At 68.8% G+C, this 10,552-nt stretch carries 11 protein-coding genes and 2 pseudogenes; 8 read left to right on the top strand and 5 right to left on the bottom strand.

Translation table 11 applies throughout. The annotated features are described in order from the left end of the window. Positions 1-127, top strand: a pseudogene (locus AIIKEEIJ_RS33260) (IS110 family transposase); the annotation flags it as partial. Between the two features lie 827 nt (positions 128-954). On the opposite strand, the pseudogene AIIKEEIJ_RS33255 reads toward AIIKEEIJ_RS33260, so the two are convergent. Together AIIKEEIJ_RS33255 and AIIKEEIJ_RS23940 are read right to left on the bottom strand one after the other, a co-directional pair. Continuing rightward, a pseudogene (locus tag AIIKEEIJ_RS33255) lies at positions 955-1,329 on the bottom strand (ATP-binding protein); the annotation flags it as partial. Between the two features lie 111 nt (positions 1,330-1,440). Further along, a complete protein-coding gene (locus AIIKEEIJ_RS23940) occupies positions 1,441-2,043 on the bottom strand; it encodes an LppP/LprE family lipoprotein (protein ID WP_161996725.1) in 603 nt (200 codons plus the stop codon). Positions 2,044-2,143: 100 nt separating this feature from the next. Between AIIKEEIJ_RS23940 and AIIKEEIJ_RS23935 the strand changes: the two genes are divergently transcribed. Beyond that, positions 2,144-2,779 (top strand): hypothetical protein, encoded by a 636-nt coding sequence (locus AIIKEEIJ_RS23935; RefSeq protein WP_238406556.1) that lies wholly within the window; start codon positions 2,144-2,146, stop codon positions 2,777-2,779. 508 nt (positions 2,780-3,287) lie between these two features. On the opposite strand, the gene AIIKEEIJ_RS23930 is transcribed toward AIIKEEIJ_RS23935, so the two are convergent. Then, a complete protein-coding gene (locus AIIKEEIJ_RS23930; protein WP_161996724.1) occupies positions 3,288-4,616 on the bottom strand; it encodes a class I SAM-dependent methyltransferase in 1,329 nt (442 codons plus the stop codon). A gap of 465 nt (positions 4,617-5,081) precedes the next feature. Here AIIKEEIJ_RS23930 and AIIKEEIJ_RS23925 point away from each other — a divergent pair, with 465 nt between their 5' ends. The 4 genes from AIIKEEIJ_RS23925 (at position 5,082) to AIIKEEIJ_RS23915 (ending at position 8,594) form a co-directional block, all read left to right on the top strand. Then, complete coding sequence (locus AIIKEEIJ_RS23925; RefSeq protein WP_161996723.1) at positions 5,082-6,329, top strand: amidohydrolase; 1,248 nt, start codon at positions 5,082-5,084, stop codon at positions 6,327-6,329. Between the two features lie 94 nt (positions 6,330-6,423). Further along, a complete protein-coding gene (locus tag AIIKEEIJ_RS32725) occupies positions 6,424-6,744 on the top strand; it encodes a hypothetical protein (RefSeq protein WP_238406555.1) in 321 nt (106 codons plus the stop codon). Between the two features lie 178 nt (positions 6,745-6,922). After that, on the top strand, positions 6,923-7,588 hold the full coding sequence (locus tag AIIKEEIJ_RS23920) for a HEAT repeat domain-containing protein (protein ID WP_161996722.1): 666 nt from the start codon (positions 6,923-6,925) through the stop codon (positions 7,586-7,588). Positions 7,589-7,592: 4 nt separating this feature from the next. Next, positions 7,593-8,594, top strand: a complete 1,002-nt coding sequence (locus AIIKEEIJ_RS23915; protein ID WP_161996721.1) for a HEAT repeat domain-containing protein — start codon at positions 7,593-7,595, stop codon at positions 8,592-8,594. 60 nt (positions 8,595-8,654) lie between these two features. Here the strand turns inward: AIIKEEIJ_RS23915 and AIIKEEIJ_RS23910 are convergent, their stop codons facing one another. Next, positions 8,655-9,038 carry a VOC family protein gene (locus tag AIIKEEIJ_RS23910; RefSeq protein ID WP_161996720.1) on the bottom strand — a complete coding sequence of 128 codons (384 nt, stop codon included), beginning with the start codon at positions 9,036-9,038 and terminating at the stop codon, positions 8,655-8,657. A 154-nt stretch (positions 9,039-9,192) separates the two neighbouring features. On the opposite strand from AIIKEEIJ_RS23910, the gene AIIKEEIJ_RS23905 reads away from it, so the two are divergent. Continuing rightward, a complete protein-coding gene (locus AIIKEEIJ_RS23905; protein WP_161996719.1) occupies positions 9,193-9,651 on the top strand; it encodes a hypothetical protein in 459 nt (152 codons plus the stop codon). On the opposite strand, the gene AIIKEEIJ_RS23900 is transcribed toward AIIKEEIJ_RS23905, so the two are convergent. After that, on the bottom strand, positions 9,638-9,937 hold the full coding sequence (locus tag AIIKEEIJ_RS23900; RefSeq protein WP_029543529.1) for a protease inhibitor I42 family protein: 300 nt from the start codon (positions 9,935-9,937) through the stop codon (positions 9,638-9,640). The genes AIIKEEIJ_RS23905 and AIIKEEIJ_RS23900 overlap by 14 nt on opposite strands. A 143-nt stretch (positions 9,938-10,080) precedes the next feature. Here AIIKEEIJ_RS23900 and AIIKEEIJ_RS23895 point away from each other — a divergent pair, with 143 nt between their 5' ends. Further along, positions 10,081-10,518 carry an SRPBCC family protein gene (locus AIIKEEIJ_RS23895; RefSeq protein ID WP_006930655.1) on the top strand — a complete coding sequence of 146 codons (438 nt, stop codon included), beginning with the start codon at positions 10,081-10,083 and terminating at the stop codon, positions 10,516-10,518. The last annotated feature ends 34 nt before the right edge of the window (positions 10,519-10,552 follow it).

Below are 10,552 nucleotides of genomic sequence, written 5' to 3'. Positions count from 1 at the left end.
CGACCGCCTCTGGGCGATCGAGGACTGCCGGCACCTGAGCCGCCGACTCGAACGAGATCTGCTCGCCGCCGGTGAACGAGTGGTCCGGGTACCACCGAAACTGATGGCGAACGCGCGTGATGCTGCCATGCCGGTCGCGGTCGTCAGCGGTGCCGATGCCGGCGCCGGCCCGATCCCGAGATCCCGGATCGCCGACTCGCTCATCCGGTGCAGCAGCCGGTCGATCATGTGCGCGGTGTGCTCGGAGGTTATCGCGTGCTCGAGGTGTCTGAGCTGATCGCGTTCGGCCAGCACATATTCGGCGAGCCGAACGCTGACCGCATGCGAGAATGCGGCGACGAACCGGTCCTTGTGGTTCAGACCCTCACGCTCGTCGCTGATGATCGGCTCACCCTGCCCGAGCCGCTCGATCAGGGCTGCGCAGTGCACGGTGCCGAACAGGTACTCGGCGCCCACCTGGTTCTCGTACTCGAACATCTGACAGTCGAGCACGGCGAGGCCCGAGACGACGACGAGACCGTTCGTGCGCTCGTCCCCCGACATGGCCAGCTCGGCACCTTCGGCCCGCTTCAGGGTGAGGGTGAAGGTGTACTCGTCGCCGTCGAAGTCGAAGCTGCCGGGCGCGTCCGGACCGATCAGCACGAGCGCCGGGGGTTCGTCGAAGAGCACCCGGCCGCTGCGCTGGATCTCGTGCCGACCGGCGACGTGCACCACCTCCACGCTCCGCCGCGACAGCACCTCACGCAGGTAGACGTTGTCGGACAGCGCCTGCACCACGGTCTGATACCGGGAGATGACCACGTGCGGGTTCTCCACGACCAACGTCACCCGGGTACCGTTCCCGGGGATGCCGAGGCGTTCGCGGTCGTCGTCGGAGACCGGCCGGTCGCCGCCGTGGTCGTCGTAGAGGTAGCCGCCGTTCTCGCCGCGGAAGAGGTCGATGCGGGTGAGCCGGCCGTCCTTGACGGTCTCGACCGTTCCGGCGCCGACACCGAACACGGCCTGCTTGAGGCCGCGCCCGAAGTAGCCCCGCCCATGGCCCTCGCCCCGCGACAGCGGGCTGTGGGCTGCCCCGTACGCCAGGATGCGGGCGGCCTGATCGAACGGCATCCCTTCGGCATGGTCGGTGACCTGCAGGACCGCGCCCGACTGGTGGCGCTCGTAGGTGATGTCGATGCGGCCGTTCGCCTGTGCGCGGCCGTTGTCCAGCCGGGAGTAGCTGTCGTCACTGTTGGTGATCAGTTCGACGAGCGCCTTCTCGATCGAGGCGAAGCGCCGCGAATCGATCCCGATCACACGCTGGTCCACCGGAATGGGGGCGACTGCCATCGTTTCTGCCTTGTCTGTTCCGTCGGGCAGTCCTGAGGGTGGCTTCCCGACCTTGCCGCGATCGTACCGACGTTCGCGTCGATGCCGCGGCAATCGAAGTGCCCGGCGATGTCACCGCATTTCGTCGCATCCCGTCAACTCCAGGTACTCGTCCGGCAGTCGCCCGTCGGTGACGACCCCGCCGTCGGACCACGTGAACGTCAGCTCCGCGAAACCGGTAGCGGCCGCGTTCGGCTCGCCCTCGCGCGGGTAGTTGTATTCGACGTCGATGGAGTCGAAGGCCGTTGCGACCACCGCCGGGTTCAGCGCGCACGGCGTGGCGGTGCCGACGTAGTCGCCGCGGTGGAACAACAGCAGGTGCGTCGGCGACGACCCCGTCGCCCCCACAATGCCGACCTGCGCGTAACTGAGGTCGCTGCAGCCGTTGTAGTTGCCGTTGTACGCCTGCAGCCACGTGGCATCGGGGATCTGCTGCGGCGGGGGTAGCTGCTCGATCACCGCGAAGACCTCGGGTGCGTCGAGGTCGACATCCGGGTCGCACGGCTGTTCGCCCACCGTCGTGGACACGGCGGCCCCGCCGGTGGGTGCCTGACGGGAGGACGTCTCGGTGGTCGGTTCGGCCACCGGCTGCCCGTCCTGCGGCTGCGCGCATCCGGCCAGGATCGCCATCGCAAGGGCCGACACAAGGGTGACACCGGCTGTGCGACTCGGCATGGGGCTCCTCGGACTCTCGGGTGCGACGGCGGTCGCCGCGACGGGTACGAATGGTGTCAGTTCGCATCATCCCAGTCGAGGCCCGTGGCAAGGTCGCGGAATGGATGTACCGAACCTCGACGCGACGCCCGTGGTCCCGAAGACCGGGGACGAACCGCTGCACGAGTCCGGCCGGCTCCTCGGGCAACACCTGCGGGACTTCTGGGCGTGGGCGTACTCGGACCTGCTCGGCAACGCGATGCGCGGTGTCCTCGCGGAATACCTCGTCGGCACCGCGCTGGGGTGCGTGCACGGTCGTACCCGGCTCGAGTGGGACGCCTGGGATCTACGGACCGTGGACGGGATTCGGCTCGAAATCAAGTCGGCAGCCTATCTACAGAGCTGGCGCCAGTCGGCGTATTCCCGGATCGGCTTCGACATACGACCGACGACCGCCTGGTACGCCGAGACCAACACCTACTCCTCCGACCGCAGGCGACAGGCCGACGTGTACGTATTCTGCCTGTTCGCGCACCGGGGACAAGGCGACCGCCGACCCGCTCGACGTCGGCCAGTGGCAGTTCTACGTGACGAGCACCCGCCGGCTCGACGAGACGGTCGGCGAGCAGAAGCGGATATCACTCGCGGCGCTGTTGCAGCGGGTGCACCCGGTCCGAGCGGGTTCGGTGAACTGCGAGGGGCGGTCGAGGCGGTCTCGGCCGGACCGCGCGTTACGCCGGGGCAGGACCCGCAGTGAGGCACGGACGCGGAGGACGGCGACGGAGCGTCGGCGTGTCGCGCTGGAGGACTTCAGCTGGGACACGCTGCGTCCGGGACTGCTCGACGCGATCGAGTCCCTGCTGTCGGGTCGCGACGTGCTCGCGGCGCCGCGCACCGGGTGTGGGAAGCCGAAGGACTCAGCGAGGGCCAATATTCCTACACCACTTCCCAATTCGAATCACACGGCACGAGCAGTGCGCTGCACTTCAGGTGCGCGAGGCCCCGCGGATCACGAACAGAGGGCTGGCCATCGGTGCTCATCGACCACGAATGCCGCCCTTCATTCGTCACCGTGCGAACGTGAAGTTCGTAGCGATGTTGACGGTGCCTTCTGGAACTGCGCAAAGTGAGCGGTCGGGCCTCTGGGCGCCGATGTCCGGAGCGCCGGGAACCGGCCGGTAGGACGAGACGCCGGCAGATCGATTCACGTCATCGAACACGGCATGACACCAGATCAGGTGTTTCGGACACGTCGAGAACGGACCTCACTGTTGGTGACTGGGATCCAACGTAGAGGGGTTCGGTGCGGGTGGCCGCAGGAGTTCGGCGCGGGTGCCGGGCATGCCGCTGTGACCCCGTTCGGTGCATTTGACCGCCAGAACCTGATTGATCCCGAGCCGGTTCGCCGCAAATGCCAACGCCGAGCCGGCCATGTACAGCCGCCATACTCGTGCCCGCCCGGCGCTGCTGTGGGCCACCGCCTCGTCCCAGTTCGACTCCAGGTTCGCCACCCAGGCCCGCAGGGTCGTCGCGTAGTGCTCGCGCAGCGACTCGACATCGCGCACCTCGAAACCGGCCCCTTCGAGCGCCTCGATCATCGTCGCGAGCGGCACGATCTCGCCATCGGGGAACACATAGCGATCGATGAACGACGTTTTCGAGAACTCGGCGAGGGATTTGCCCGGTCGCCGCGAGATCGCGTGGTTGAGCAAGCGCCCCTGCGGGCGTAGCAGCGCGAACAGGTCCGCGGCATAGGTCGCCAGCATCGCAGCACCGACGTGCTCGGCCATGCCGATGCTCGAGATCGCGTCGTAGGGGCCGTCGGTGACGTCGCGGTAGTCCTGGACCCGGATCTGCACCAACTCGCCCACGCCCGCGTCGACCATCCGTTTGCGGGCGTAGTCCGCCTGTTCGTGGGACAGGGTGACACCGACGACGTGCGCGCCGTAGTGACGTGCCACGTGCAGCGCGAAGGTCCCCCACCCGCAGCCGACGTCGAGTACCCGCATCCCCGCGGTCAGGCCGAGTTTGCGGGCCACCAGATCGCATTTGGCGTACTGGGCGGCGTCCAGATCCTCGCTCTGCGCCGCCCAGTATGCGCACGAGTAGGTCATCGACTCTCCGAGCACGAGTCGATAGAAGTCGTTGCCGACGTCGTAGTGGTGGCTGATCGCGGCGGCGTCACGCCCCTTGTCGTGCCGGCGCCCGCGCACCGGTTTCATCTCCTCCACCGGCGGCCGCGGGGGCGGGCCGAGGATCCCCAGGCGCAGCGCCGCTTTCACCAGCGCCTTCTTCGTGTGCCCGTCGATCCGGACACCCGGGCCGCGGCTCGGGTCCGACACCTGCTCCAACACGTCCAGACCGGCGAGCAGGTCCCCCTCGATGTCGATGTCGCCGGAGACGTAGGCCCGAGCGAAACCGAGATCGTTGGGCGCCCACAGCAATCGCCGTAGACCACGCCTATTGACCAGGTGCACCCGCCAGGGCGCGTCCGCAGGCCCACTCCGACTGCCGTCCCAACACCTGATCCCGACCGGAGCCTGCGCGCCCAGCACCGCACGAACCAGCGGCGCCACCGTGTCAGCGACTGTCATACGCACCTCCGTCACAGTTCGGGCCCGACCACCATCGCGACTGCGCGGTTCCTGCTGCTCGCCGTGACGCTCAGGGCCTGTCAACCCGCACCCGCGTCCCGCAACGCCACCTCGTCGACAGTATCGATGGACCCCCCTCGCCGCACACCATTACACCAATCTCCGTGTCACCACACCGGCTTCGCCGAGCTTGCACACCTCGTCGACCACCGGTCCAGCGCCACAGGCTCCGCCAGGGCAGCCCTCGACCCGAGCCGGCGGTGGCCGATAGTGCTTCGGGCGAGGCGGTGGCCGAACGTCTTCGTGCGCAACCCGTTCGAGCCGGGTCGCATGAAGTCACCCCGCGCCGAGTAAGGGCGTGGAAGGATGGCCTCACGCACAGCCGCGCTCCGTGTGCACAGCCAGCCCCATGGAACCCGAAGGTCGAGTCGCCTGCCCAGCAGAAGACGTAATCGAAGGAAAACCATGACCGCACCCGGCGGTATCACGATCGATCCGGCACTCGTCGATCTGTACAAGGACCTGCACCGGCATCCCGAGCTCGGATTCCGAGAACACCGCACCGCCGCGATCGTGGCCGACCGGCTGAGGGCATCGGGATTCGAGGTCACCACCGGCGTAGGGAAGACCGGCGTGGTCGGCGTCCTGAAGAACGGGCCGGGGCCGACCGCGCTGCTGCGGGCGGACATGGACGCGCTTCCCGTCCGGGAGGACACCGGGCTCGACTACGCCAGCACCGCCACGGCCACCGACGAGCACGGCGGCACGGTGCCGGTCGCTCATGCGTGCGGCCACGACCTGCACACCACCTGCCTGCTGGGCGCGGCCCGAATTCTCGCTGCCGACCGGTCCGGCTGGACCGGCACCCTACTGCTGGTGTTCCAGCCCGCCGAGGAGCTGGGCGCGGGTGCGCAGGCCATGGTGGACGACGGGCTGTTCGACAGATTCCCGAAGCCGGACGTCGTGCTCGGTCAGCACGTGGCGCCTCTGCCGGCCGGCAAGATCGCCGGACATCCCGGCCCGTCGTACGCGGGCTCGGATTCTCTGCGGGTGCGGCTCGTCGGAAGGGGCGCGCACGGATCGATGCCGGAGGCGTCGGTCGATCCCATCGTGTTGGCCGCCGCCACGGTGTTGCGTCTGCAGACCGTCGTCTCCCGGGAGATTCCGAGTACCGCGACCGCGGTGCTCACCGTCGGGTCGATCCATGCCGGTGACGCCGCGAACGTGATTCCCGGGCACGCCGAGATCCAGTTGAACATCCGCAGTTACGACACCGCCGTGCGCCGCCGCATCCTCGACAGTGTCGAACGCATCGTGCGCGGCGAAGCTGCCACGGCCGGCGCGCCGGAGGACCCGACCATCACCGAGATCGAGCGCTTTCCGGTCGTCACCAACGACGCGGACGCGTTGCGCACGAGCCTCGAGGCCTTCGCGACGTGGCTGGGGCAGGACAACATTCTCGATCCGGGAGCCGGCGCCGGAAGCGAGGACGTCGGCATTCTCGCCACCAGCGCCGGGGCACCGCTGTCCTACTGGCTTCTCGGCGGCGCCGATCCGTCGCTCTTCACCACCGGTGACATGACCGATCCCGCGCTGCTCACCGTGCCGTCCAACCATTCACCCCACTACGCCCCTGTAATCGAACCAACGCTGCCGATCGGGGTCGCCGCGTTGGTGACCGCTGCCCGGACGTGGCTGCCGTCGACTCACTGACCGTCCGCAGCACCGGTCTCGATGCGTCCGCAATCACCCGCTACCGGCTGCACCGCATCGACCCATACCGAGTTGCTGGACGACAAGCGACCTTATGTCAAGCGACTTGGGTCTGGTGACCGGCAACACCGGCTCGGCCGGCAACATCACCCCCCTGATCAATGCGGCGGTGTACCTGCGCACCGATCCGAGCACCCCGCCGCTTCGCGGGTGGACCATGGACTTCGACTACTGCCCGTGCACGGTTCACTGGCGCAACGAGACGACCGGCGCCCCCGGCACCGCAAAGCCCACACCGACCTGCTGCCGGTGCAGACCGGTGCGGACGCGATCACCGCTACCGTCACCATCGACGGGCAAGTATCACGCTGCAGTCGGGCGCCCCCACCTGGCACGCCGCGTGAACGAGCGGTGAATCCGGGGCCGGACGGCCCCTCGAACAGCGCCGATTCCCCGCACGACGGATGCGGCCGAGGGAGATGCTTTCGTCGGTGCGCGCGGATCGTGACGCCAGGCGCTGCGCCGCCGGCGAGCATCACTTGACCTTCACACTGTGACAAGCGCTCGAATGGTCGACGAAGGAGGTGTATCCCATGGACACAACCAGCCACGGCGAGCCGGATGCTCGCCTCGCCGCCGCCCTCACCGGTGACGATCCGGCAACTCGGCTGCGGTCGGCGCTCGAGGCCGGCACCCTCGCCGACGTGCGGCTCACGACCATCATCGTCGGCCGGTGCGGCGTCGAACCGGACTTCTTCGTCCGCGACATGCTGACGTGGGCGCTGTGCCGGCTCCCGGCCGACGTCACCGTGCCGAGACTGCTCGAGGAACTCGGCTCCGGCAGCGCGCAGGCCCGCAGTCAGGCCCTGCACACGCTGTCCAAGATCGGCGATCGGAAGGCCTGGCCTGCGGTGTCGACGATGCTGCACGACGGAGACGACGACGTCGCCCGCAGCGCGTGGCGGGCCGCTCTCGCACTCGTGCCCGCCGGCAGCGAAATCCGGCTCGCCGCCGGGTTGGGTATCGCGCTCGGACGAGGCGACCATGACCTGCAACTCAGCCTCAGCCGCGCGTTGGCAACGCTCGACGAGGCGGCTGTGCCGGTCCTGGAAGCTGCCCTGGCCAGCTCCGACCCCGGCGTCCGGGCTCATGCCGAGGCCACCGAGCGGCTCCGCCTCGATCCCGACAGTGGGTTCACGCTGTCGCTGGGGCTGGCGAAACGGGTTGTCGCCACCGCACCGGACCCAGCCGGGAGGTGATGGGATGTTGATCGGTGAGGTCTCGCGACGTTCCGGTGTCAGCACTCGCATGCTGCGCCACTACGACGCCTTGGGCCTCGTGACGCCGACGGGCCGCACCTCCGGCGGCTATCGCGAGTACACCGCCGACGACATCCGTCGCCTCTTCCACGTGGAGAGTCTCAGGAGTCTGGGCTTGTCACTGCACGAAACCAAACGTGCGCTGGACGAACTCGACTTCGCGCCGGCCGAGTTGGTGCACGACCTGATCCGGCACACGCGGGCGCGGATCACTGCCGAGACCGAACTGCTGGCGCGACTCGAGCGGGTCGACTCGGCCGCGCCGGAGGCGTGGGAGGACGTCCTGCGCATCGTCACACTGCTGCACGCGTTCGAATCGGAGTCCGGGTCCCACCGTCAGCAGGCCGTTCTGTCTCAGCACGAGAACGCGGCGCTGTCCGTCGAGGCCCTGGCCGAGGCAGCACTCGCGGAGGACGACCCCTACGTCGCCGGGGCGCTGCGCTGGTCGTTGGCGAGAGCCGGGGCTGCGGGGCTGGCGGAGTTGGCTGCCGGGTTGGACTCGGCAGACGTCGACGTCCGGCGGCGGGCGATCGTCGCTGTCGCGGAGATGGACCTTCCGGACGCCACCGCGCTGCTGACGAAGGCTCTCGACGACAGCGACGCCATCGTGCGCGACCGCGCGGCCGTGGCGCTCGGCTCCCGGGGTGCCGGGGAGGCCGTGCCGATCCTGCTGGAGATGGTCGTCGAGGGCCGGGCCGACGTCGAAGCCGCCGAGGTTCTGGGCATGCTGGCCGCCGCGCCGGTGTCCACTGTCGACGTCGTCCGAGCCGTACAGGAAGTACTCGACGGCACGCTCGACGCACCTGCACGACTGCGCGTCACGCAGGCCCTCGCCGAGATTCCCGGCCCTGCGGCGCGGGAGGTCCTCGTCGCCTTGACCGACCACCACGATCGGGTGGTCGCTACGACCGCGTCCGTGATCCTGGCCAGGCGCGGGTCACCGTGAACCCCTGTGCGTCCGGGGTCCGGGCGGCGTCGATCACGCGCCGAATCCCCGGCGCGGCCGCTACGAGTCGTGCCTCGACTCCCACAATCCGATCACGTTCCCCTCGGTGTCGGAGAAGTACGCCGCGAATCCCATGTCGCCGACGGGCATTCGCCCCGTCACCGTCTTCCCGCCGAGGGATTCGATCCTCTGCAGCGCGGCGTCGATGTCCTCGACGTCGACGGTCACGACGGGACTCTTCAACTCGTCGCGTCGGAACATGCCCCCGTTGATGTACCCGGGTTCGGTGGAGGTGCCGGTCTCGTCGACGGGACCGGTGGTGACGAGGGTGTAGTCCATGCCGGGGACGTCCGCGAGCGACCATCCGAATGCGTCGCGATAGAAGGACCGGGCGCGGTCACCGTCGTCGTAGGGGAGTTCGAAGTGCACGATGCGTCCTGCCATGACGTTCGCCTCCTGTGCGACCGGAACGACCGGGTTTCAGCGTAGCCTCCGCGAACTGGTGGACCCGCCCGATCGAGGTCGATCGACGCTAAGCCATCGCTAAGAGGGTGCGGGTGTACTCGACCGTGACAGCCCGGTCGAGCGAGGAAGAACCATGCACGAGAGCACGTTGACCGTCCACCTCCGGGCGGTGCTGCAGTTGACGCAGACGCAGATCCAGATCTTGGCGGCGCGCCGGGACCGCACGGCCGACCCGGTGCGCCTGCGGGAGATCGCGGACGATCTGGAGCACGCGCTCGGCTACCGGGACGCTCTGGAGCAGGCCCTCCAGGATGGCGGCGCGCCGGCCGAGCGCCCGTCGGCGCGGGCCGCGCGCCTGAGTCGCTGCGTGGAGCAGATTGCGACGTCCGGCGACGGGCGCCGGGTGGCGGTGCTGGAACGGGTCCTGCACGAGCAGCTGGTGGACCGCACCCGGGCGCTGGCTCGACTCACCGCGGCCGGCGACCATCGGCCGGTGCACTACTGGGCACGGCGCTACCTGGCGCACTGCCGGAGCCTGGGCGAACCGCAACCGGCCGGAGGCGACGAGCAGTGGTCCGTCAGGTCACGGTGACGGTCATGCTCCGCTCGTCCGCCGACCTGTGCTCGGCCCGTTGCAACTGGAGCGACACCGGCCAGGTGCCGGGCCGCTTGGCGCGCAGGTAGAGGATGCGTTCGCTGCCGGCGCCGGGGAGCGGATTCCGGGACGGCACGAATCGCACGTCGCTGAGCAGGAGACCCTTGCCGATGTGGGTGGGGCACCAGGTGTAGTCGCGGGAGGTGTTCTCCGGCAGGTGCAGTTCGATGGTGTCGCCCACGGCGACCTGCAGGTCCCGGGGTCCGGTCGTCACGTGCCTCATTGGACCAGAGTACGGCGGCTTTGTGATCTATGTCACTATCGGGAGCGATCCGGGGGCCTCGTTCGTCGGAACACGTGTCGGGGGTCCGCGAGGCGGGTATCCGGACCACCGGCATGGGAATCGACCAGGGAGTGGGAAGTCATATGGCCGCATCGGTGTCAGACGAGTTCGAGATCGAGGCGACGCCCGAGCAGGTGATGCGCGCGTTGACCGACATCGAGCGCATCCCGGAGTGGTCGTCCTCCCACAAGGACGTGCAGGTCGAATCGCGGCACGACGACGGCCGGCCCCGCGTCGTGCGCATGACGCTCGCATTGTTCGGCATCTCGGACACGCAGGTGATCGAGCACGAGTGGACCGAGGAGTCCACCTCGTGGACGCTGATCGAGAGCGAGATGCAGCACTCCCAGGACGGCGAGTACCGCCTGACCCGCACCGAGCGCGGGACGCGCGTGCGGGTGACGATGTCCACCGACCCGAAGATCCCGGTGCCGGGCTTTATGCTCAAGCAGGGCCAGAAGCACGCGGTGAAGACGATCCGCAAGGGTCTGACCGAGTTCGTCCTGCGGCACTACGCCTGACCCGGCAGCCCGACCCGGCACGCCACCCGGCCCA

This window comes from Rhodococcus sp. YH1 (assembly GCF_009939605.1).
In the GTDB taxonomy this organism is placed as follows: Bacteria; Actinomycetota; Actinomycetes; order Mycobacteriales; family Mycobacteriaceae; genus Rhodococcus; species Rhodococcus aetherivorans.
The sequence above is the reverse complement of the archived record's forward strand: the minus strand, read 5'-3'. Positions and strand labels throughout refer to the sequence as shown.

What these genes read in the sequence shown, in the direction of transcription:
- AIIKEEIJ_RS23940 (WP_161996725.1), bottom strand. Translation starts at nt 2,043, where the DNA reads ATGCCGAGTCGCACAGCCGGTGTCACCCTTGTGTCGGCCCTTGCGATG.
- AIIKEEIJ_RS23935 (WP_238406556.1), top strand. Translation starts at nt 2,144, where the DNA reads ATGGATGTACCGAACCTCGACGCGACGCCCGTGGTCCCGAAGACCGGG.
- AIIKEEIJ_RS23930 (WP_161996724.1), bottom strand. Translation starts at nt 4,616, where the DNA reads ATGACAGTCGCTGACACGGTGGCGCCGCTGGTTCGTGCGGTGCTGGGC.
- AIIKEEIJ_RS23925 (WP_161996723.1), top strand. Translation starts at nt 5,082, where the DNA reads ATGACCGCACCCGGCGGTATCACGATCGATCCGGCACTCGTCGATCTG.
- AIIKEEIJ_RS32725 (WP_238406555.1), top strand. Translation starts at nt 6,424, where the DNA reads ATGTCAAGCGACTTGGGTCTGGTGACCGGCAACACCGGCTCGGCCGGC.
- AIIKEEIJ_RS23920 (WP_161996722.1), top strand. Translation starts at nt 6,923, where the DNA reads ATGGACACAACCAGCCACGGCGAGCCGGATGCTCGCCTCGCCGCCGCC.
- AIIKEEIJ_RS23915 (WP_161996721.1), top strand. Translation starts at nt 7,593, where the DNA reads ATGTTGATCGGTGAGGTCTCGCGACGTTCCGGTGTCAGCACTCGCATG.
- AIIKEEIJ_RS23910 (WP_161996720.1), bottom strand. Translation starts at nt 9,038, where the DNA reads ATGGCAGGACGCATCGTGCACTTCGAACTCCCCTACGACGACGGTGAC.
- AIIKEEIJ_RS23905 (WP_161996719.1), top strand. Translation starts at nt 9,193, where the DNA reads ATGCACGAGAGCACGTTGACCGTCCACCTCCGGGCGGTGCTGCAGTTG.
- AIIKEEIJ_RS23900 (WP_029543529.1), bottom strand. Translation starts at nt 9,937, where the DNA reads ATGAGGCACGTGACGACCGGACCCCGGGACCTGCAGGTCGCCGTGGGC.
- AIIKEEIJ_RS23895 (WP_006930655.1), top strand. Translation starts at nt 10,081, where the DNA reads ATGGCCGCATCGGTGTCAGACGAGTTCGAGATCGAGGCGACGCCCGAG.